The sequence below is a fragment of the Aliiroseovarius sediminilitoris genome (assembly GCF_900109955.1).
In the GTDB taxonomy this organism is placed as follows: Bacteria; Pseudomonadota; Alphaproteobacteria; order Rhodobacterales; family Rhodobacteraceae; genus Aliiroseovarius; species Aliiroseovarius sediminilitoris.
The window spans coordinates 112,793-134,187 of the sequence record NZ_FOJB01000003.1; the positions used below are offsets into that span (position 1 = coordinate 112,793).

A 21,395-nucleotide genomic window follows, 5' to 3' on the forward strand; every position below is an offset into this window, starting at 1 on the left:
TCGGGGCCAAATGGCATGGTTAATGCAACAGTCCCTGCGCAAGAGTGTTACCCGACATAAACGCAACATGTTCAACGGTTTCGGAGCTGCGCACCGTGACCCCGGATGGGATCTGGGATATCCTGTCATTCGTCGCCAGGTGTGGTTGGAAGGTGGTTCGATCGGTCGAGAGCCGTCCGATCCGCCCCTCACAACACGGCGCTTATTGCCGCAGAGCACCACACAAACCGCCGCGCCTTGCAAGACGTCACCATGTCCAATAAAGCCGCAAATTATCGGACATAACTTACCCAGTGCATGGATGCCGGATAGTCTCACCAATAGTGGCTCAAATCGGCGTCCAGTCTCACATACCCTGAATCGGTTTCAGAAATGCGACACAGGCAAACCCTTGAAACCAAACGGAACGCAGTCTCAGAAAATCCAGAAATCCGACACTGAGACTGGACATCCAGCCGGATCAAAGGCCGACCAATCTCAAACACCCTCGATCAGAATATCCAGCGCGCCCTGCCCGGCTGTCCCCACGGGGACATGGCAGTCTGGCGCCCGCGCCTACCCGTCCAGTTCCTGAAAGAACGCCTTGACCGCATCCTCCAGCCGATGCCGATCGACGTTGGAAAAGTCGCGCGCAATCCGCATTTCGATCCGCCCTTCCGACGCCGCACAGCGCACGGTGCCGCCTTTGACATCCTGCCGAAAGGTGGTCTTGGCGGCCCCCACTGGCTTTGCCGTCGCGGGCTTTTTCGGCAGCGGCGCCGGCGTCGCATGTTCGCGCAGCACCGCCAGTTCTGCATCCGGGGTCGAAACAAAGGCGGCCGCCAGTGCTGACCTGACTTTGGCAGCCAGCCCCGGTTCGGATACCAGTCGTTTCTCCAATGACAGACCCAGAGCCCGCGGGATTGCTTCGGGGAATTTCAGATGTGACCCGATGGCGTCCAGCAGCACCATGAAATGCTTGATGTAGCTTCGCTTCTGCCGCGACAAAGACCCGAACAGGGCGGTCAGCGCCTCGTCTGAATCTTGCGCCGATGTCTCGGGATCCGCCACATAGCCCCGCGCAAGCTCGGCCATTTCGGCAAAGGAAATATCGCGGCGCACAAGGTTTTCATCGACCATGCGACGATAAAGCAATTCAAGCTCTTCCCCATGCGCGATCAGCCCGGCGGGGATGCGAGCGAAAGCGTCGTCGCCGGTTTCGTCATACAGTTCCTGAAACGCGGTCAGACGGCGGAAGCCCTGGACGAGCTCATAGACCCCCTCGCCCACCTGCTCGATCCGGATCGGGTTCGACAACCCCACGTCACGGATCGAAGCCTTCAGCTCATCCAGATCCTCATCCCGTCCCGGCTTGCGGTCACGGGTAAGTTTGTCGGCTCGGATCGCGGTCAACGGGATCAGATCGGTGATCAGCCCGGCTTTTTTCAGCCGCACATGCTCGTGCGCCAGCCGATCGTTCTCGGCGCGGATGCTTGCCTCGACCGCTTTCCGCTCTTCCAGCGCAGCGGCGTTTTCCGAAATCGCGGATGCCATCGGACCGCGTCGGTGTTCGACCACAGGCTCCGCAGGCGGTGCTGCCGCCGGCGTATCGGTTTCCGGGAAGTCGATGTCAAAAACGCGACGTTTGCTCATGCTCTATCCTCCAGCTTGTCCCAGGCGGTCAGCAGGTTGTCCCTGAACTCTTCATACGCGGTGTCAAACGACCCGCGTGCGCGCCGCCAGGTTTCCCGCGTCATATCGCGGTAATCAATTTCATAGATCGAGCTGAGGAAACGGCCGGATTGTTCGACGGCGCGCGTCATCTCGATCGGGTGGTCTGCCAGTCTTTCCCCAAAAACCTTACCAAAAGCCGTGCGCATCGCACGGTGCAATTCATTCGACGCTTCATAGCGCGTGAGCAGGAACCGCACATCGGCAAACACCTTGGGCAGCGACATTGTCCCCGCGGGGACAGAGTTGGTGAAGCGCGCCAGATCCTCCAGCGCCTCGGACAGCTGACCGATGAAAGATGTGGTGCTGTCATATTCCCAGTAACCGGGGCCGGACGGGATATAGAGAACATCCGCCGCAAACACCGCGTTCATTGATTGGTAACCGATTGCGGGGGGGCAATCGAAGATGATCATGTCATAGGCATCATCCGCCAGACCATCCAGAAAACGTGACACGGCGGCAAAGAACGACCATTCGGGGTTCACATGCCGATACTGGGCAGACGCAAATTCGACAAACGCCGCGTTGGCGCAACTGGGTATGATGTCGATCGTCGGCCAGCAGGTCGGCTTGATGAAATCCGAATTGCGCAGATCGGAAAGGCCCATATCGGTGATCGCGGCCGGCAGGCGGCGTTGGGGCAGGGCGGTGCCGCTTTCGGCCCCAGCAACCGCGCTGTTCATCCGCTGCGTTTCCTGGATCAGGTCGCGCGCCATGACGCCCCAGACGGTGTATTCCTCGGCCACATCCGTCAGACCCATCGAGTGGCTGAGCGTCGCCTGCGGGTCGAAATCAACGCAGAGCACGCGGTAGCCATCAAGGGCTGCGGCATGGGCAAAGTGCAGCGCGACAGTGGACTTGCCCGCGCCGCCCTTGAAGTTCGCGATGGCTGCCCGAATCGCGCGCTTGCCCGTCGGACGCACGGGCATCATGGATTTGCGGTTGATCCGAATGCGGCGGCGCAACTCGTTGATCTCGTCCAACGTATACCAGCGCTGCCGCCCGTCACCTTCAACCAGACCCTGGGGCAGGGAGGGGTCAGCCGCCAAACGCCCACGCAGGGTGGATTGGTTGACCTTGAAGATCAACTCCGCCACCTCCCAGGATGAAAAGCGGCGCAGCGTCTTCTCCATCTCGGGCGAATATGTCTGCTGCCTGATCCATCCCTGCATTTTCAGCGATTGCGCCTGTAGCTGCGCCAAATCTTCGTGGGTAAACATCCTGACTCCTGCTCTTATAGGACGTAAATTATCTGTGCTTTCTGATTTACGCGGAATTTGGGAAAAATGCAAAAGGGAAATCCAAATCAACGGTGAAAGCACCGCCCCAAGGGGACACCATTGTTTTCAAACGGTTTTCTTATTTTCTGCGCCATAGGCAGGCCAATAAAGGGACACAAGATGTTCGATTGGAATAGATTGGGGGACATATATCTCGTATTAAGGGACAGACAGCATGTCCCCCTATACCAATAAACCCTTTTTCTTTTTGATTTGAAAAGGTTTTGGGGCACATACCTGCAAGGGCTTGACAGAATCGCAGCCAAGGACGCTAATCAGAGCAGTGTTGGCAAAAGCGTTGAGTTCAGCGTAGACTGCCTTCAAATGACCGGGCGCCAGATTCGGTATTTGATAACACACCCCGGATATCACCGGGATCGAGGCAACCGCGAAAGCGGGCAGAACAGGCAAGCTGGGGGCAGTATGCAGCAGCTCAGGGCGACCGGTCGCAATGCGGCCGCGTTGAAATACGATCTTCTCACGGCCATGGGCGCCTACGCCCTGGCCGAAGGGAAAGGGCCGCAGCGGTTGGTGTTGCGACTGATGACCTTGGTCACGGCGCGCTACAACTGGGTGCGCAATGAACTGACCGTCGGCCAGCGCGAGATTGCGAGACTTTGGTCCGTTGATGAACGCACGGTGAAACGCGAGATGGCAAAGCTGCGCGCGATGGGCTGGCTGGTCGTCAAGCGACAGGGCGCGCGCGGACGCGTCACCCAATATCAGATGGATATCGAGAAGATCCTGCGGACCACTCAGGGCAGTTGGGCTGCAATAGGGCCTGATTACGAACAGCGCATGACCCGAGACGAGGTCAAGGACGACAATGTTGTGCCACTGCCGGTCGGATTATCGCGCGGTGGTGCGACCGGGGCAGGAGCGGGCGAAACCCCGCCGCCGGATATGACAGACGGAACCGAATGGACGATGGTCCAGACCTTGCTGCACGGCGAGGATCAGACCTTGTTCAACGCATGGTTCCGCGCCCTGTCCCGGCGGGGACGCGAAGGCAGCAAGCTGATCCTGCACGCACCCAGCCGGTTTCATGCCGATTATGTCGATACACATTTCCGCAATCGAATACTCTATGCCTGCCAATCCGTGGACAAATCCGTGGATGAGGTGGTGATCAGGCACTAATCCTGCACAAATGGTCAATCTTGACCGGGTCTAGTCGCCGGTTCTGCGACGATCGACCATGCGCTGCACCATCGGGGCGAAATGCCAGAAATCCGGCGTCTCCATATCATCGCGCTTGCCAGCATCGTCCAGATAACGCACCGCGATGATCTGCTTCAGGTTCGGGTTCTTTTCAAACGCGGCGATCTCTTCATCGCTCATCGGCCCACCTTGCAGCATCAGCGAATGCACCGAGGCTTCGCTGAGCCGGTCGAAATAGGCGGGCTTGGTGGCGCAGAGATAGCGTTTCGCGGCCACGTGATACCGCACGCAATCGGTGATGACGCTGGGAAAGAACCGCTCCAACACTTCGGCGCCGGCGTCTTCGTGGTGACGATCCTCGGTGTCGTCCATCGAGTACGTGCCGAATTCAGAGGTGAAATGGCCGATGTCGTGCAACAGGGCGCCGACGATGATTTCCTCGGGCTGGCCGCTTTGCTCGGCTATGGTCGCACCTTGCAGCATATGTTCGGCCATGGTGACAGGCTCGCCCAGATATTCCTCGCCGCCGCGCCGGTCGAAGATGCCGCCGATGAAATCGACAATATTGGCAGGCGAGAGCGTGTCGATATCGGGTTTCATTCTGCGGCTTCCTTCATGTCGGCGCGGCGCATCGCGGCGTAGGTTGACCGTAAACCGTCCTTGTCGGAATAACAGCCCTGAAGCCAGCGCGTCCCAGCGCCGGAATAGGCTTTGCGGGCGTGCAGAACGCGGGTGTTGTCGACGACGAAGGCTTCGCCGGGTTCCAGACGAAAGGTGACTTCCATGGCGGGATCGTCAATGATTTCGCCCAGGCGGCGATAGGCGGCGTAGTAGATCTGCATCTTGTCAAACGGCACGTCCGTCACCGCCGCCAGCGAGCGGTTGTTGAAGCGCACCGCGATCAGTTCGCCATCCGGGGCAAGCTCGATCATCGGACGTCGGGATTGCAAGCAAACGCCATCTTCCCCCGCATATTCAAACCGGGCGCAATAGGACGATAATGCGGTGAAATAGTCAGGGTATTCGTCGCGCAGACGTAAGGCAGCAGCAAATCCGTCCACCACCATGTTTTCCCCACCGGCCGCCGAGCTTTCCAGGCAATAGAGCACCTGAACCGACGGCACCGGGTCACGGTAAGGGTTGTCGGTATGCGCCTGAAGCCCAAGCCCGGTGAAGGCCAGGTTGGTCGGGTTCACCTCTGTGCGCACCTCGAACTTGCGGCCGTAATTCGTTTCGCGCACATAGCCAAACAGATCGACCACCTTGAACAGCGCGCCGTCCTCGATCGGGCCGTTTTCCAGCTTGCCGAAACCGTAGCGGTTGACCAGCGCGAGCCAGTCGCCCAGGGCCGCATCATCCTGCGTCATCCTGGCGAAGTCACCAACCGGAACGGACCCCATCAGGCGGGCGTCCCAAGGCTCTATTTCTGCGCTGGTCCAGCCTTTTTGCGCCGGGGCAGGGCGGTCATAGGCGTTGGCCGACAGCCAACCCGCCTCATAGGTAATCGTTTTACCTTCCGGGCTGAAACTCACGGTGATCCGGTCGTCGGACACGGCCACCTTTGTCATTTTCGTATCTGCCGGAATGTCGCGCAGGGCGACAAGCCGTTGGCCGTTGCCGGGCGCGCGGGTGTCTGCGTCCCACGCATTGTCGCGCAGCCACATGGCATGGAAGCGTTGGGGGCCGTCAGGGCCGGTGAGGGTCAGGATATGTCCTGTCGGGTCAAGCTGGGCATCAAACATCGCGCGTCTTTCCTTCGGGTGAATTTCAATGACAGTGTCGCGCGTTTGATAGATAAGCACAATTTAGACGAAACGTCCCTGAGGCATGGGTTGGCTTATGGTAAAAACACCGCTTTCAAATCTGCCCCTCGATTGGGTCCGCGCGTTCGAGGCCGCGGGACGCACCGGCAGTTTCACCGCCGCCGCAGCGGAAACGGGTCTGACGCAAGCCGCGATCAGCCAGCGGATCGGCAATCTTGAGACGCGTCTGGGTGCGACCCTGTTCATCCGCCAGCCGCGCGGCGTCATCCTGTCGGTCGAGGGCGAAGCCTGGTTGCCCTATGTCACCCATGCGTTGGGGACGCTGCGCCAAAGTTCGGAGGAGTTGTTCGGCATTCAACGGCGGCGGGTGACGGTTTGGGCCAGTGCGTCGGTCTTGCAATTGTGGATCGCGCCGCGCCTGTCCGGGCTGTCGCTTGGTGACGAGGTGGAGCTGAGCTTCAAGACGCTGGTTCTGGCGTCCGAGGATGGACCGGGCGCGTCGGGCGTGCGCATCCGATATGGCAACGGCGATTGGGACATCGCGCGGCGCGCGCGGCTGTATGACGAGGCGCTGACGCCGGTGGCCGCACCCGCACTGCTGACATCGGCAGGGCAGGGGGGGTGGCAGGGTTTGCCACGCCTTGGCTTGTCGGGGCCGCGCGGGGGTTGGCACGACTGGGCGCGCGCGACGGGGGATGCGCCGACGCCGGTGCCGTTGTTGCGGTTTGACACGTTCACCGCCGCACTGTCGGCGGCTGAGGCCGGGGCTGGTGTGCTTCTCGCCTCGTTGCCTTTGGTGCAGGGCGCGATCGAGGCAGGGCGGCTTGCGCGCCTGTCCGAGGCGGTGCTGCCATCGGAAAACTCCTATTGGATGGTGGCCGAAGATCGCGACGTGACCCGCCGCCAGTGGGAGGCGCTGACCCGTCAATTCTGCGCTTGACCTTACGTAAGGTAAAAGCGCGAGAAACACATTTTCTTGCGGCATTCCGTTGCATCCCCCGTTAAAAGGCGCGTGATAGGTGACGAAAGGGACGGAGTTCGGGTGAAAGACACGGGCGTTACGACACAGATTCGCTTTGACGCTGTCGATCATGTGATCGACGGACGAACGATTCTGTCTGACGTCTCGGTCAATCTGAGCGCGCGGCGGATCGGGGTGATCGGCCGCAACGGATCGGGCAAGACGACGTTCGCACGGATCCTGGCCGGCCTGATTGCGCCGAGCGCGGGCAAGGTGACAATCGACGGGATCGACCCGGCGAACGATCGGCGCGCGGCGCTGTCGCTGGTGGGCATCCTGTTTCAGAACCCCGATCACCAGATCATCTTTCCGACCGTGATCGAGGAGGTCGCCTTTGGCCTGCGCCAACAGGGCGTGGATGACCCTGATGCCCGCGCCGCGGCTGTCTTGACGCAATTCGGCAAGGCCCATTGGCGCGAGGCCCATGTGCACAGCCTGTCGCAGGGGCAAAAGCAGCTTGTCTGCCTGATGTCGATCCTTGCGATGACGCCACGCATCCTTATCCTGGACGAACCCTTCGCAGGGTTGGACATTCCGACCCGGATGCAGCTGGCCCGGTATCTGAACCATTACGACGGCACGCTGGTTCACGTCTCGCACGATCCGCGCGATCTGGCGGGATATGACCATCTGCTCTGGTTGGAACGTGGCGTGCTGCAAGGGCAGGGGGGTGATGTGCTGGACGATTTCACCAAGGACATGACGCGGCAAGGAGAGAGCGATGATATCTCTGACCTCGCCCGTTAGAACCCGCGCCCATGGCTGGCCCGCCGGGGTTAAGCTGGCGGCGCTGTGTGTGGCGACGGTGCTGTTGTTCAAAGCGCAAAGCCTGTGGGTTCATGGCGCGGCCTTTGCCGGGATGCTGGTGCTTTATCGCCTGCCCGGCCGGGTGTTTTTCCGGGCGGGGCTGCGGGCGCTGCGCGTGCTGTGGCCTTTCGTTGTGATGCTAGTGATCTATCACCTTGTGACGCGCACGCCCTATACGGGTGCGGTGATTGTCTTGCGGATGGTCACGGCGGTCGGTTTGGCGACGCTGGTCACGATGACCACGCAATTGTCCGACCTGATTGCCGTGGTGCGCTGGCTGGTGACGCCGCTGCGCACCATGGGGCTGAAAACCACCTATCTAGAGACTGCTATTGCGCTGGTCATCCGCTTCACCCCCGTTTTGCTGACCAAGGGCACCAAGCTGATCGACGCGTGGCGCGCCCGATCGCCGCGCCGCCCCGGTTGGCGGATCATCTTGCCGTTTACGGTCCTTGCGTTGGATGACGCGGACCACATCGCCGAGGCGCTGCGCGCGCGTGGCGGATTTGATGCTATGGAGAAGTAACGCATGGAAAAGAATGTCACCCTGATTGCCCTGTTTGCCGCCCTGATTGCGGCGCTGGGTCTGATCCCGCAAATCGCGCTGCCTTTCGGCGTGCCGATCACCGCCCAAAGCCTTGGCATCATGCTGTGCGGCACGGTGCTGGGCGCGAAACGCGGCGCGCTGGCGGTGCTGTTGTTCCTGCTTCTGGTGGCGCTGGGTTTGCCACTGCTGGCTGGTGGCCGTGGTGGTCTGGGTGTGTTCACCAGCCCAACGGCCGGGTTCCTTGTGGGCTTCCCGATTGCGGCTTTCGTCACCGGTCTGATCACCGAGACATGGCGCAAGGGGCCGCTGGCGGTCAGCGCGGGGGTCGCTTCGGTGATTGGCGGGATTGTGGTGCTCTACCTCTTCGGGATATCGGGCTTTGCGCTGGTCACGGGTAAAACCATGGGTGAAGCAACCGTGGTCATGGCGGCCTTCATCCCCGGCGACATCCTGAAAGCCGTAATTGCCGGGATGCTGACCGCAGCCCTGGCCAAGGCGCGCCCGGCCAGCGTCTTGTCGCGTGTCTGAACCGGGGGACTAGCCTTTATCAAACAGACGACCCAGCCCAGGGCGTGGGTCGTCGATCCCGGCCAGCCGGAGCATGTGCCACGCCAGCGCGGGATTGCTGGCGAGCACGGGTTTGCCGGTCACATCTTCGATCGTCGGGATCACGTCCAGACATCTGAGCGCCGTGCAGGACATCACGATCGCGTCGCAGGGCGCGGCGTCGGCCACTTGACGGGCCGCCGCGATGATGGATGCGGGCGCGATCCGCGACACGATCTGGTCATTGCTTTCCTCAAACGACCCGAAACTGGCGATCTGAAACCCGGCCTCGGTCAACCGGTCACGCATGGTTTGGGAAACCTCGGCGATATAGGGCGACATAAATCCCAGCCGCGTGACACCCAGATGGCGGCCGCCTGCGATGATCGCAGTCAGCGGGTCGGTGACGGCAGCACCGGGGCAGACCGACCGGATTGCGGCGGCGACCTTGTCCGGTCCGATGACCGAGGTGGCCGAGGTGCAGGCATAGCCGATGGCGTCAAAGCTCAGCGCCGGGGGCAGAAGCCGCGCGGCGGCGGGAAGGTCCGCCAACATTTGCGGCAGAGTGTCGGGGCGAATTTCCGGGCCCATCGGGATGCGCGTGTGGTAAAGTGCGACGCCGGGCACATCCATGATCCGCCGAAACTCGTTTTCCAGCGTTTCGTCGTTTTCCAGCACGATCACGCCCAGATTGGCGCGGGTGCCGATGCCCTGGTCGGTATCGAAGGAAAGTTTCATCTAGATCACCTGAAGGTCATGCGGCGCGCGGGTGGTCAGAAGCTCAGCCCCTTCGGCCCGCACGACGATGTTTTCTTCATGCACCATGATCCGCCCGTCGCCATAGCCAAGTGACGGCTCGAGCGTCAGAACCATGTTTTCTTGCAGCACAGTTTCGTCAAACGCGGCGTGGGACGGCCATTCGGTCAACTGCATCCCCAACCCGTGGCCCAATCGGCCCACATCGCCGCCCTGGTCGTCCATCTCGGCGATCACCGATTGCATCGCGTGGAACAGATCGCGGCAGGTGTTGCCGGGGCGAGCGGTGTCGATCCCGGCTTGGGTCGCGCGCCACAGCACGTCATAGGCGCGGCGGGAAGAGTCATCGGGCTGACCCACCGCCCAATTGCGGTCGAAATCGCAGAAATACCCGTCCCAGGTGGCACCGGTGTCCAGCATCACGATATCGCCATTCGCGAGCGGGCGCGAAGAGGGGGGTGAGATCACATCGTGATAGCCGCCCTGATCTGCGCCCCCGACCAGATAGGGCACATCGTCGGCCCCTTGCGCCAACGCCTCGCGTCGGAAGGCGCGAAACAGCGCGTCCAGCGGCAGGCCCTGATGCGCGATGTCCGGAACCTTGGCGAACGTGCGTGACCCGATGGCGCAGATATGGGCGATCTTTTCGATCTCGCGCCCGGATTTCACCATGCGCAGGCTGCGGATAATCCCGGTCGCGTCGTTGATGCGCAGTCCCGGCAGACCCGCCATCAGCCGTTCATAGTCTCCAAGGGGCATGCGCAGCATCGTCTCGTGCCCCTTCAGCACACCGATTACCGCCCCTTCGCGGGCCATGGGGCTGAGCAGATCGGTCAACAGGCTGATCCCGTCATCGTCGGGCGCGGGGGCGGACCAAGTGCGAATGTCGTCAAGCCACGTTGTGCGCATCAGCGCCGCGCCGATTTCGGGGATGATCGCGATGGGCGTGCCGGTGGCGGGCACGAACAGGAACCACGGACGGGTGGGGCTTTGCCAGAACAGCGTGTGAAAGCCCGAGAAATATCGCACCTCTGGTTCCGTCATCAATAGAAGCCCAGCCAAACCCGCGTCAGCCATCCGGGCCTGCGCGCGGGCGGTGCGGGCCGCAAATTCTTGCTTTGGAAACCCTCGGGCTGGGTCGGGCATATACGGTCCTTTCGGGCGCAAAAGAGTGCTCCGGCATAGACTAACCACAGATTTGCCCGTGGGAATAAATATTTCCACCCGCTCGGCAGACCGTGCATTCGCCAACCCGTTGGGTGGACCCGTTAATTTTGCATCAAATCGGCGAATCTGTCTGGCTTGGCCCTTGGCGCAAAAGCACATTCTGGCTAACGTAGGACGGTCGGTAAAACCGACAGAGGACATCACCGGGACAAACGCGATGGATCGGAAGAACACGTCCTCTCAGACACAGGAAGACAGTCTGACAGGAAGAACACGGGAAGAAGCGATCGAGCGGCTTTATGATGTGGCGCTTGATCCGACGCGGTATGAGACATTGCTGGATGTCTGGGAAACCGCCATCGCGCCCCTTAGGGAAGGCGCGGATTTCAGCGCGCCGCGCCTGTTGGACGATGCCACCATCTCAAGCCATTTTGAACGCGCGGGGGCCTTTCTGGATCGGCTGGATCAAAGCAGCACGCAGACCCAGTTAAGCGCGGTTCTGGCCCATTTCGACAAGGTGGCGGCCTTTCTGTTTGACGCAGATCACAAGGTGGCTGCGGTGAACCCGGCGGCGCGCGCGCTGTTGGGGCTTGAGGTCGGGGCCGAGCTTGGCTCGATGCTGGTCAACCCGGACGATATCGATAGCATCCTGACGACCTCGCACGCGTTGCTGAAAGGGCACGGGGAAAACGCGGCGGTGCTGCGGCTGAGGTCACGCGGCAAGGGGCATTTCATCGTGGTGCGCTTGCAGGTGCGGCAGGTGAGATCGGGCGAGCGTTATGTGCTGGCGGCCTCGTCCGAGGTCAGTTGCCCGGCGGGGTTTTCCGACATTCTGAAACGCGCCTTTGATCTGACCACCGCCGAGGCCGACGTGGTGCAAAGCCTTGTCGAATGTTGCTCGGTCAAGGATATCGCGGAACAGCGGGGGCGGTCGATCGACACGGTGCGGGCGCAGATCAGGTCGATCCTGTCCAAGACGGAAACGCGGTCGCAGGTCGAACTTGTGCGGCTGGCCTTGTCGCTGATGGACATGTCAAACCTGACGATCAAGGCGGACCCCGGTCCGCGGCTGTTGAGCCGCGGTTATGCCAGCCTGACGGAACGGCCCTTCAAGACGCTGGTCACGCCGGACGGACGGCGGTTGGATTACCTTGTGCTGGGCGCGGCCGACGGTGTGCCGCTGTTGTTTCTGCCGCTGGATTACGGGCTGGTGCGCTGGCCCGCCTCGGCCGAGGCGGAAGCGACCCGGCGCGGCATTCGCATCATCGTTCCGGTCCGCGCGGGCTATGGCATGTCGGACATGATCGCCAAGGCGCAGGATTACGATACGCTCGCCACGCAGGACACGTTGCAGATACTGGATGCCGAAGCGGTCACGCGTTGCCCTGTGATCAGCCTTGGATCGGACAGTTTCTATGCGATGAAACTGGCCACGCACGACCCGCACCGGATCAGCGCGATCATCGCCACGGCGGGCATTCTGCCGATGACCCGTCGCGAGCAATACGAGCGGATGGAAAAATGGCACCGGTTCATTCTGGCTGGTGCGAAATACACTCCGCATTTGCTTCCGTTCATGGTGAAGGCCGGGTTCTATCTGGCGCGCAAGATCGGCAAGCGGGGGTTCATCCATGCGGTCTATGGCAATTGTCCGGCGGATGTCGAAACCTTCGAAAATCCCGAAGTGTTCGAAGCCATGGTGACGGGGTCGGAAACCGCGCTGACCGAGGACTTTTCGGCCCACGAGGCGTTCTCGCGCATGGTGCTGGGCGAACAGAAAAGCGACTGGACCCCAATGGTCAACGCGTTGAGCGGCAGGTTGCCCGTGGTGTTTTTCAACGGCACCCACGATCCGCAGGTTCCGGTCGCGTCGCTGGACGAGTTTCGGCAGGACCACGACTGGATTGATTACCGTGTTTACGACGACAGCGGGCAGTTGATCTTTTTCCGGCATTGGCAAGACGTGCTGGACGAGGCGGAAAAACATCTGGCGCGTTAACTTTTACCCAATGTTGGGTATGACCTGTGCAGCCAATGCTTCTAACTTTTAATCTATTGAAACCAAGGATTTTAAGTTGCCAGACGTATTCTCAATTACAGGGATATTCCCGAACTGTTGCTGTGCAGGAGTTCATGGATCATTTGCCCATTTCGATGGGTTTCGCGTTGATCCGAGAAGGGGGTGGGCGTGTGGTGATGGCGCGGGGCTTTTGCTGTCGGGGATATCGACAGCAACCCCCGTGTTCTAGACCCATATTCATGCCACCGGACCGCGGACTTCCTGCCGTGGTTTGGTGGCATTTCTTTTTGGGTGATATTGGGGTGCTTTGCCGAGGGGTAGAGTGATACCAAAGGGCAACCCGCCGCTGGGCGCGTCAATTACTGGCTCGGTTTGGCAAGGCGGCGGGTTGCTTTTTACGAGCGCGCCCCAATGACCGGATGAGCCTAGCGCATCGGACCGCAGGCTTGTTCAACCGAACCGAAAACCGGTGCCACGGTGTCATAGAAATTCGCGATGGTCATATCCTCGGGCAGATTGGTGCGCAGGGTGGCGGGATCGAGTTGCCAATTGAGAGTTATGCCGAACATCCCGGGCGTCATCTGATCTTTCAATCCGGCAAATGAACACGGGCAGTTTGCAACCGCATCAGAATTATCCGACCAGTCATAGGCTTGAGCCATCTGCGTGCAGAAGGCTGCGGGATCGTCCAGGTCGATCATGTCCGCGCGGCCGACGGTTGCGGTGAGAATTGCAATCAGGATCGTCGAAAGCCGCATGATTTACACCTGAACAAAGAAATGAATGAAGACAGAATGCCTTAATCCGGCGCAACAATCAATTTTTGCTGATGAACGGAAAGCAGGCGCGGACTTTTTGCAGACAGCCGATTTCCTGTCAAAAACAGTCGGGAAACTTCGGTTTTGTTGACATATGTCAAGCTGTTTTCATCACGAATCCGTTATCCAGAAGCTTGGATAACTGAACTGGAGGCCAATATGCGAGAAGTCATGACCAAGACCATGGCGCGTAACGTGTTCTATGGCGGCTCGTTGTTTTTCATTGTGGTCTTTTTGATCCTGTCGGCGCATTCGGTGCGGTACGTAGTTACCAAATCGACAGCAAATGCCGAACTGACAGACAGCGTGGCGCGTGGCAAACATGTGTGGGAAAGAAACGCCTGCATCAACTGCCATACTTTGATGGGCGAGGGCGCGTATTTCGCACCCGAGCTGCAAAACGTGATGTCCCGATGGGGTGTCGCCGACGATCCCGAGGCAGCGTTCGAGGTGCTGAAGGGTTGGATGGAAGCACAACCGAGCGGCATCGAGGGACGGCGTCAAATGCCGCAATTCAACCTGAGCGACGAACAGATTCGAGAACTTGCAGACTTCTTCCTGTGGGTGAACACCATCGACGCACAGGGCTGGCCCCCCAACGAGGCGGGCTAAGGCCGGAAGAGGAGACGTGAAATGAAATACCAAACACAAAAAATTGCCTATTGGTACTTCCTGGCAGCGATGGCGGTGTTCGCCGTTCAGGTGCTGGGGGGTCTGTGGGCCGGCTGGATTTATGTCAGCCCGAACTTCCTGTCCGAGCTCATGCCGTTCAACATCGTTCGCATGTTGCACACCAACGCGCTGATCGTCTGGCTGTTGCTGGGCTTTTTCGGGGCAGCCTATTTCCTGATACCGGAAGAAGCTGAGCGCGAAATGCATTCGCCGATGCTGGCCTATATCCAGCTGGGCATCATGCTTCTGGGCACGGCCGGTGCAGTCTTGACCTATGTGTTCGACCTGTTCCACGGCAACTGGCTTCTGGGCATGGAAGGGCGCGAGTTCATCGAACAACCCGTCTGGGTCAAGGTGGGCATCGTCGTCGCCGCCTTGATCTTCCTGTTCAACGTGTCAATGACGGTTCTGAAGGGTCGCAAGACGGCCATTTCGAACGTGCTGCTTCTGGGGCTTTGGGGCCTGGCGCTGCTGTTCCTGTTTGCCTTCTATAACCCGGCCAACCTTTCGCTGGACAAAATGTTCTGGTGGTACATCGTTCACCTTTGGGTGGAGGGGACCTGGGAACTGGTCATGGCGTCGATCCTTGCCTTCCTGCTGTTGAAGCTGACCGGTGTTGACCGTGAGATCATTGAAAAGTGGCTTTATATCATCGTCGCGACCGCCTTGTTCTCGGGTATTCTGGGCACTGGGCACCACTACTACTGGATCGGTCTGCCCGGTTACTGGCAGTGGATTGGTTCGATCTTCTCATCGCTTGAGGTGATCCCCTTCTTCGCAATGATGAGCTTCAGCTTCATCATGGTGTGGAAAGGCAGACGCGACCACCCGAACAAGGCGGCCCTTCTGTGGGCGCTGGGGGCTGCAACTGTTGCCTTCTTCGGCGCTGGTGTCTGGGGTTTCCTGCATACGCTGCACGGTGTGAACTATTACACCCACGGCACACAGATCACCGCAGCCCACGGTCACTTGGCCTTCTATGGCGCCTATGTGTCGGTGAACCTGGCGATCATCACCTATGCCATGCCGATCCTGCGCGGACGTGATCCGTACAACCAGGTTTTGAACATGGTCAGCTTCTGGCTGATGACTGGCGGTATGTCTTTCATGACCTTTGTCCTGACCTTTGCAGGAATCATCCAAACGCATTTGCAACGTGTGCTGGGCGAGAACTACATGGATGTTCAGGATAGCGTGCAGCTCTTCTACATCATGCGGTGGGGCGCGGGCCTTACGGTTGTGATCGGTGCAATCCTGTTCATCTATTCGCAGCTAGTGCCGCGTCGTGAGATCATTGAACCGACCGATGAATATGAAAGCGAAGGTGCCTGATATGGCTGCCGTTGACAAGAAAACGGAGGGGGCTTCGGCCCCCTTCTACTCACCCGTTTCTGACGAATGCGATGTTTTCGAAGCCGCTGAACGCCATGGGCTGCCGCTGCTTCTGAAAGGTCCGACCGGTTGTGGCAAGACCCGCTTCGTCGCCCATATGGCCGCCCGTCTGGGTCGCCCACTTTATACCGTTGCCTGTCACGACGACCTGTCCGCGTCCGACCTTGTGGGGCGTTACCTGCTGAAAGGCGGGGAAACGGTCTGGGTCGATGGCCCGCTGACCCGCGCGGTGCGGGAAGGGGCGATCTGCTATCTTGACGAGGTGGTCGAGGCCCGCAAGGACGTTACCGTCGTTCTGCACCCGCTGACCGACGACCGCCGCATCCTGCCGCTGGACAAAACCGGCGAGGAAATCGAGGCCGCACCCGGCTTCATGCTCGTGGCAAGTTACAATCCGGGCTATCAGAACATCCTGAAAACCCTGAAACCTTCCACCCGCCAGCGCTTCCTTTCGATTGACTTCGATTTCCCCTCCCACGACCGGGAAGTTGATATTGTGACGCGTGAAAGTGGGCTGGATGCCAACCGGGCGACGTCCCTTGTCCGGTTGGCAAACAAATTGCGTGGCCTGAAAGGTCAGGATCTGGAAGAGGGCGTTTCGACCCGTCTGGTGATCTATTGCGCCACGCTGATCGAAGACGGCATGTCCGTCGACCGCGCCATTCGCGTGGCGATGATCGAACCTCTGTCCGATGACGACGATGTCAAGCAGGGGCTGATGGATCTGGTCACGGCGATCTATGGCTAGTGCCACATCCGCGACCGGCCAATAGGCCGGTTGCGGGTTCTTTTGCACAGGACGCAAACCTGACACCCGAGGTTCCCCATGTCCGAACGAATTTTCGACCCTTTCGAGCCGGAAGAAACCGTTGGCAAGCTCTGGCACAGATATGCCAGCCGACTGGACGCCCCCGGCATTCACGATGAAAACGCCGTCACCCTGACCGAAGTCGAGGGGCGTCTGGGCGTCTTCTTCCGTGGCCTTGGCGGGTCACACGCGACCGAGATCAAGCAGGCCACCGTTGCGGCCTCGCATCACCGCCTGTCGTTCCGCCGGTCGCTTGGCACATGGCGCGAAACGCAGGCGCGCCCCAGCTTTGACGGCGAGGCATTGCGCCTGCCCGAAATTATCGCGGAATTTCCGGCCCGCGAAGCCAATGCGGCGCTGTATTTCTGGCTGGTCGCATCGGTCGCACACGCGCCTGATCCGGTAGGCGACGCCGATCCGCTGCGTGCCGATCTTCGGGCGCTGCGCGCATCAATCGCGATGACGCAGGCGACGTTGAAGGAATGTCCCGGCCTGCGTGGGTTTTATGAAACGCTTGTCGGCGCGTGTCGTGCCATGCGACCGGATGCAAAGCTCCCATCCGTCGAGGCCGCGATGGAAGCGGCGATTGATCATCTTCTGGGTGGGCCGGAACCAACCCGCAAGATGGCGATGGAATTTGTGGCACTGATCCGCACGCCCGATGCAGACCTGTCGCATTTGGTGGCGCCGCGCGGCTATCGTCCTTTCCGACCTGTGCCGATGTGGCCCGACCTGCGCCCAATGGCGGCGCGGATGCCAGCGGACCGGCTGGACGAAGGCGACGAAGAACAAGGCAGTGGCCCCGGCGACGAGGCCGAGGGCACCAAGGCAGCGCGCCGGTCAGAAAGCGATCTGGCCGAACGCCGTGACAGCCTGATCCTGCACAAGTTCGAAGCGATCTTTTCCTGGGTCGAAAGCCTGAACATGAACCGTCGCATCGAAGATGACGACGAAGACAACGCCCGCCGGGCCGCCGAAGATCAGGACGAGCTGGCGCTGGGGCAGGTGTCGAAAAAGACCGCCACGCGGCTGAAATTCCACCTTGATCTGTCGCCTGAAGATGCTGAACGCGAGCGTCTGTCGGGCAAGCACCTCTATCCTGAATGGGACCACCGCACATCGAGCTATATCCCCGATCACGCCCGCGTCCTGTCCAGCGTCGCAGACGAGGTTGAGGTGATCGAACATGACCCCGCCACCAACCGCCGCATCCGCGCCGTAAAACGCCAGTTCGAGGCGTTGCGCCCGAAACGGGTGATCCTGCCGCGTCAACTGGACGGCGACGAACTGGATCTGGAAGCCGCAATTGCCGCGCAGGTCGAGCTGCGCGCCACCGGCCGATCCAGCGACCGGGTCTATCGCGCCACGCGGGTGATGGAACGAGATCTGGCGATCTCGGTCCTGATGGATGTGTCGCGTTCGACCGAAAGCGCGATTGGCGACCGGCAGGTGATCGACGTGGAAAAAGAGGCGCTGACCGCGATGGCGTGGGGGCTTGAGGCATGTGGCGATGATTTCGCGATCCACACCTTTTCATCCCTGAAGCGGGGCCGTGTCTTCGTGCAGGAATGCAAGGGGTTCGACGAGCGTATGGGACCGGTGGTCGAAGCACGGATCGGAGGGCTGACCCCTGCCTTTTATACACGGTTGGGCGCGGCGATCCGCCATGCCACCGCCGGGTTGGACGAGCGCCCGAACACCCGCCGCCTGCTGTTGGTCATCACCGACGGCAAGCCCAACGATCTGGACCATTACGAAGGCCGCCACGGCATCGAGGACAGCCGCATGGCGGTGCGCGAGGCGCGGATGAAGGGTCATGCCGTGTATGGTGTGGTCGTCGACCAGAAAGGGCAGGGCTGGGTGAACCGCATCTTTGGCGCGGATGGGTTTTCCATCGTGCCAGACCCCACGCGACTGACCGCCGCATTGCCCGAGATCTATCGCCAGATTACCGGTGGCGCATGACGGATCAAACCTCGGTGCTGGATGAATTGCCCGGTGATCTGATGATCTGGGTTCTGATCGTATCGGAGCTTCTGGTCTTCGGCGCAGGGCTTTTGGCATTCCTTGGCATGCGGGCGATGGACCCTGTGGGGTTCGCAGCTGACCAAGCGGCGCTGAACCGCGTGGCGGGTGCGGCCAACACCATTGTGCTTGTCACCAGCGGCTATTGCGCGGCGCGCGCTGTGCATTCGGCGCATTCTGTGCGTCATATGCGCTTGTGGCTGGCGGCGGCGATGGCGTTTGGCGTCGTGTTTCTGATCGTCAAATGGTATGAATACGCCGAGAAGGCCCGCCACGGCATCGGTATCGAGACCAGCGATTTCTTCACCTTCTACTATCTTCTGACCGGGTTTCACGCGCTGCATGTGGTGGCCGGGTTGATCATCTTCGCGCTTCTGATGCGCTGGGGAAACCCCCGCAACCTGGAAGCCGGTGCCGCGTTCTGGCACATGGTCGATCTGGTCTGGGTGCTATTGTTTCCTATCATTTATCTGGTGCACTGATGTCGAACGCTGTCCTGACCCGCGCGCTTGTGTTGCTGATCGCCCTGAGCATGGCGACCACTGTGTTTGCCGGTGTCCTGCCTGATGCCGGACCGATCTTCGTGCTGACCGTGCTGATCCTGTCGGGTCTGAAATCCTTCGTGATCCTGTCGGATTATCTGGGCCTGCGTGCCGCCCCAACATTTCGTGGCGGGTTCACTGCGTTTCTGATCGGTTTTCTGGGTCTGGCCGCACTGCTTTACGCGCTGCCCTTCGCGATGTAGGGGCGATTGACCATGATCAAGTTAACCAACCGCGAAAAACGCTAAACTCATCCAAGAACATGACAGGAGTCCTGAAATGAAAACGCTCTATCTGGCCATACTGGCCGGCATCATGGCCTCACCCGCCTTTGCCAATCACGACCAAACATTGCTGCACGAGGCGGTGAATGATGGACATTCGCACGGTGTTGGTGTGGCTACGGCCTGGCTGGGCGGCACTGCGGTTGCCATGATCATTGCCCTGGTCGCCGTGCAAAAAGTGGTATACCGCAAGAGATGACGGAACATGACAAAAACTCTGGCCGCTGGCCCGTTTGGGCCGTGGCCGCTGTGCTGTATCCGCTGGCCATGGGGGCGGCGGCGGTTAACCTGTTTTTCCTGTTTCTGATGCTGCAAGCTGTCGGCTTGCGTTCATTGACCCCGATCGAGGCTATCGTTGGCGGCATCGTCCTTGGCGTTCCCTTCACCTGGATCACCGGCAAATGGATACATGGTCTGATCGTGCAGGCGGAAGACGACGCCTGATACCAGGTGTTTTTCTGCCGTCCCCGCCGGACTTGACTTTGGTCATTCGGCCGAACCGATCAGCCCTTAACCTGCCGAACATATGCCACCAAAGGGGCTTCTCATGGCGAACCTGTTCAAACGAGTTTTCAGCGAAGGGTTTCGCGCCTTCTTTTTGGCGGCCGCGATCTGGGCGATCCTGTCTGGCGTGATGTGGGAGCTGTGGTTGGGCGCGCAAGCGTCAGGCGGCACGGCGGGCTTGTCGGATCTGTCGATGCCCCCCCATCTGTGGCACGCTCATGAAATGCTGTTCGGCTATGCAGGTGCCGCTGTCGCAGGGTTTTTCCTGACCGCTGTGGCCAGTGGGCGGGGCATGATCATCGGCGCGCTGGCTGCGTTGTGGCTGGCAGGGCGGGTGGTGCTCTGGTCCTCTGCCGCGCTGCCACCTGTGTTGGTCGCGGTGGTTGATTTGTCTTTTCTGGCGGCGCTGGTCGTGCGGATCGCAGGCCAGTTGCGCAAACGCCTGAACCCACAACACGCGATCTTTCTGGTCTTTCTTGTCACGCTGCTGGTCGCCAATCTTCTGGTGCATCTGGAGTGGGCGGGCGTCACGTTGGACACGGCCAGCGCGGGACTTCGCGTCGGGTTGTTGGCGCTGTGCGGGCTGATCGTGGTGCTGGGCGGGCGGGTTACGCCGGGCTTTATCCGCAATGCAATGAATCGCGCGGGAAAGCCGCCTGAAACCCTGCCGCCGCACACCCCGCGCCTTGATCGGCTGGCGGTGCTGATGGCGATCGCCCTGCCGTGGAGCGTGCTGATCCCGATGCTCGCACCCGTCGTGGCGCTGGCACTGGCTGTCATCCACGGGCTGAGACTCAGCCGGTGGCGCCCACATTGGGCGTTGCGCGACCCGCTTCTGTGGTCGCTGTTTGCCGCGCAATTCCTGATGGTGATCGGATTTGTTCTGTGGGCCTTCGCGGGTTGGGGCATCGGGGACGAAGTTGGCGCGTTGCACGTGTTGGGGCTTGGCGGCATCGGCGGCATGACGCTTGCGGTGATGAGCCGTGCGACGCTGGGCCATACGGGTCGCGCGCCCATTGTGCCGGGCATCGTCGCGGTGGGGTATGGGTTGATGATCCTGTCAGCCCTGACCCGATGGCTGGCCGCAGAGCTTTTGTATCGCTGGTATGACCCGCTGATCCTGTTGGCCGGGGCTGCGTGGATCGGGGCTTTTACACTGTTCCTGGTCGGTATGATTCCGGCGCTGACCGGACCACGGGTGGCGCGCGCGGCCCCACCCCCGCCGCCACCAACGCCACCGCATATGAAATCTTCGGCGACTTGACGTTGGTTAAGTGTGGCGGGGCAAAGCTGTGCCACAAATCGACCATGGCCCACCCAGCGAGGTTGTTCCCACATCCTCGTCCTGTTCTGCGAATACGGCCTCTGTGATCCTGTCGCCTCTGTTCTTGGGTGAGGCCGGCGGCGCAACCGATCACGTTCGGGTTTACGAACCCATGGACCAACCGCCCGGGCGCATCTGATGCGTTTCGAGGCCGGAGCCATCCGCAAGGGTGGCGGGCGGTTGGTCTATCTTACACCTTACCCGTCGATTCGCATTTCTGCCCGAGACTTGACAAACATCATGTC

General features: G+C 60.5%; 22 protein-coding genes. 15 read left to right on the plus strand and 7 right to left on the minus strand.

Annotated features, from left to right (window positions below; all coding sequences use genetic code 11):
• Positions 1 to 555: 555 nt before the first annotated feature.
• Positions 556 to 1,632: a ParB/RepB/Spo0J family partition protein gene (locus tag BMY55_RS16430; RefSeq protein ID WP_091433543.1), complete on the minus strand. Its 1,077-nt coding sequence runs from the start codon at positions 1,630 to 1,632 to the stop codon at positions 556 to 558.
• Complete coding sequence (locus tag BMY55_RS16435; RefSeq protein ID WP_091433546.1) at positions 1,629 to 2,933, minus strand: AAA family ATPase; 1,305 nt, start codon at positions 2,931 to 2,933, stop codon at positions 1,629 to 1,631. Before BMY55_RS16435 ends, BMY55_RS16430 begins: the two co-directional genes overlap by 4 nt.
• A 483-nt stretch (positions 2,934 to 3,416) precedes the next feature.
• Here BMY55_RS16435 and BMY55_RS16440 point away from each other — a divergent pair, with 483 nt between their 5' ends.
• Complete coding sequence (locus BMY55_RS16440; RefSeq protein ID WP_091433756.1) at positions 3,417 to 4,133, plus strand: DnaA N-terminal domain-containing protein; 717 nt, start codon at positions 3,417 to 3,419, stop codon at positions 4,131 to 4,133.
• A 30-nt stretch (positions 4,134 to 4,163) separates the two neighbouring features.
• On the opposite strand, the gene tmpB is transcribed toward BMY55_RS16440, so the two are convergent.
• Both tmpB and tmpA read right to left on the minus strand, forming a co-directional pair.
• Complete coding sequence (gene tmpB, locus BMY55_RS16445) at positions 4,164 to 4,754, minus strand: (R)-1-hydroxy-2-trimethylaminoethylphosphonate oxygenase (protein WP_091433547.1); 591 nt, start codon at positions 4,752 to 4,754, stop codon at positions 4,164 to 4,166.
• Positions 4,751 to 5,896: a 2-trimethylaminoethylphosphonate dioxygenase gene (gene tmpA, locus BMY55_RS16450; RefSeq protein WP_091433759.1), complete on the minus strand. Its 1,146-nt coding sequence runs from the start codon at positions 5,894 to 5,896 to the stop codon at positions 4,751 to 4,753. Before tmpA ends, tmpB begins: the two co-directional genes overlap by 4 nt.
• Positions 5,897 to 5,981: 85 nt before the next feature.
• Here tmpA and BMY55_RS16455 point away from each other — a divergent pair, with 85 nt between their 5' ends.
• The 4 genes from BMY55_RS16455 (at position 5,982) to BMY55_RS16470 (ending at position 8,820) form a co-directional block, all read left to right on the plus strand.
• Positions 5,982 to 6,857 (plus strand): LysR family transcriptional regulator, encoded by an 876-nt coding sequence (locus tag BMY55_RS16455; protein ID WP_245744805.1) that lies wholly within the window; start codon positions 5,982 to 5,984, stop codon positions 6,855 to 6,857.
• Positions 6,858 to 6,959: 102 nt separating this feature from the next.
• A complete protein-coding gene (locus BMY55_RS16460) occupies positions 6,960 to 7,685 on the plus strand; it encodes an energy-coupling factor ABC transporter ATP-binding protein (protein ID WP_245744806.1) in 726 nt (241 codons plus the stop codon).
• Complete coding sequence (locus BMY55_RS16465; RefSeq protein ID WP_091433550.1) at positions 7,660 to 8,271, plus strand: energy-coupling factor transporter transmembrane component T family protein; 612 nt, start codon at positions 7,660 to 7,662, stop codon at positions 8,269 to 8,271. The genes BMY55_RS16460 and BMY55_RS16465 overlap by 26 nt, the downstream gene beginning before the upstream one ends.
• A 3-nt stretch (positions 8,272 to 8,274) precedes the next feature.
• The gene (locus BMY55_RS16470; RefSeq protein ID WP_091433553.1) at positions 8,275 to 8,820 is read left to right on the plus strand and encodes a biotin transporter BioY; all 546 of its coding nucleotides are present in this window, start codon (positions 8,275 to 8,277) and stop codon (positions 8,818 to 8,820) included.
• 9 nt (positions 8,821 to 8,829) lie between these two features.
• Here the strand turns inward: BMY55_RS16470 and BMY55_RS16475 are convergent, their stop codons facing one another.
• Positions 8,830 to 9,576 (minus strand): maleate cis-trans isomerase family protein, encoded by a 747-nt coding sequence (locus BMY55_RS16475; protein ID WP_091433554.1) that lies wholly within the window; start codon positions 9,574 to 9,576, stop codon positions 8,830 to 8,832.
• Entirely contained in the window at positions 9,577 to 10,740 is a 1,164-nt protein-coding gene (locus BMY55_RS16480) for a M24 family metallopeptidase (RefSeq protein WP_091433557.1), read from the minus strand.
• Positions 10,741 to 10,978: 238 nt separating this feature from the next.
• Between BMY55_RS16480 and BMY55_RS16485 the strand changes: the two genes are divergently transcribed.
• Positions 10,979 to 12,760 carry a LuxR C-terminal-related transcriptional regulator gene (locus BMY55_RS16485; protein WP_091433769.1) on the plus strand — a complete coding sequence of 594 codons (1,782 nt, stop codon included), beginning with the start codon at positions 10,979 to 10,981 and terminating at the stop codon, positions 12,758 to 12,760.
• 446 nt (positions 12,761 to 13,206) lie between these two features.
• On the opposite strand, the gene BMY55_RS16490 is transcribed toward BMY55_RS16485, so the two are convergent.
• Positions 13,207 to 13,539 carry a hypothetical protein gene (locus tag BMY55_RS16490; protein ID WP_091433559.1) on the minus strand — a complete coding sequence of 111 codons (333 nt, stop codon included), beginning with the start codon at positions 13,537 to 13,539 and terminating at the stop codon, positions 13,207 to 13,209.
• 219 nt (positions 13,540 to 13,758) lie between these two features.
• Between BMY55_RS16490 and BMY55_RS16495 the strand changes: the two genes are divergently transcribed.
• The 9 genes from BMY55_RS16495 to BMY55_RS16535 all read left to right on the plus strand — a co-directional run bounded on the left by BMY55_RS16495 (position 13,759) and on the right by BMY55_RS16535 (position 21,090).
• A complete protein-coding gene (locus tag BMY55_RS16495; protein WP_091433773.1) occupies positions 13,759 to 14,211 on the plus strand; it encodes a c-type cytochrome in 453 nt (150 codons plus the stop codon).
• Positions 14,212 to 14,232: 21 nt separating this feature from the next.
• On the plus strand, positions 14,233 to 15,603 hold the full coding sequence (locus tag BMY55_RS16500; RefSeq protein ID WP_091433562.1) for a cbb3-type cytochrome c oxidase subunit I: 1,371 nt from the start codon (positions 14,233 to 14,235) through the stop codon (positions 15,601 to 15,603).
• 1 nt (position 15,604) lies between these two features.
• Positions 15,605 to 16,411, plus strand: a complete 807-nt coding sequence (locus BMY55_RS16505) for a CbbQ/NirQ/NorQ/GpvN family protein (protein ID WP_091433776.1) — start codon at positions 15,605 to 15,607, stop codon at positions 16,409 to 16,411.
• A 78-nt stretch (positions 16,412 to 16,489) separates the two neighbouring features.
• Positions 16,490 to 18,436 (plus strand): nitric oxide reductase activation protein NorD, encoded by a 1,947-nt coding sequence (locus BMY55_RS16510; protein WP_091433663.1) that lies wholly within the window; start codon positions 16,490 to 16,492, stop codon positions 18,434 to 18,436.
• Positions 18,433 to 18,978, plus strand: a complete 546-nt coding sequence (locus BMY55_RS16515) for a cytochrome c oxidase subunit 3 (RefSeq protein ID WP_091433665.1) — start codon at positions 18,433 to 18,435, stop codon at positions 18,976 to 18,978. The genes BMY55_RS16510 and BMY55_RS16515 overlap by 4 nt, the downstream gene beginning before the upstream one ends.
• Positions 18,978 to 19,241, plus strand: a complete 264-nt coding sequence (locus BMY55_RS16520) for a hypothetical protein (protein ID WP_091433667.1) — start codon at positions 18,978 to 18,980, stop codon at positions 19,239 to 19,241. The genes BMY55_RS16515 and BMY55_RS16520 overlap by 1 nt, the downstream gene beginning before the upstream one ends.
• 76 nt (positions 19,242 to 19,317) lie before the next feature.
• Positions 19,318 to 19,521 carry a hypothetical protein gene (locus tag BMY55_RS16525; RefSeq protein ID WP_091433669.1) on the plus strand — a complete coding sequence of 68 codons (204 nt, stop codon included), beginning with the start codon at positions 19,318 to 19,320 and terminating at the stop codon, positions 19,519 to 19,521.
• 41 nt (positions 19,522 to 19,562) lie between these two features.
• The gene (locus tag BMY55_RS16530; RefSeq protein WP_245744807.1) at positions 19,563 to 19,766 is read left to right on the plus strand and encodes a hypothetical protein; all 204 of its coding nucleotides are present in this window, start codon (positions 19,563 to 19,565) and stop codon (positions 19,764 to 19,766) included.
• Between the two features lie 103 nt (positions 19,767 to 19,869).
• Entirely contained in the window at positions 19,870 to 21,090 is a 1,221-nt protein-coding gene (locus tag BMY55_RS16535) for an NnrS family protein (RefSeq protein ID WP_091433676.1), read from the plus strand.
• Positions 21,091 to 21,395: the final 305 nt, after the last annotated feature.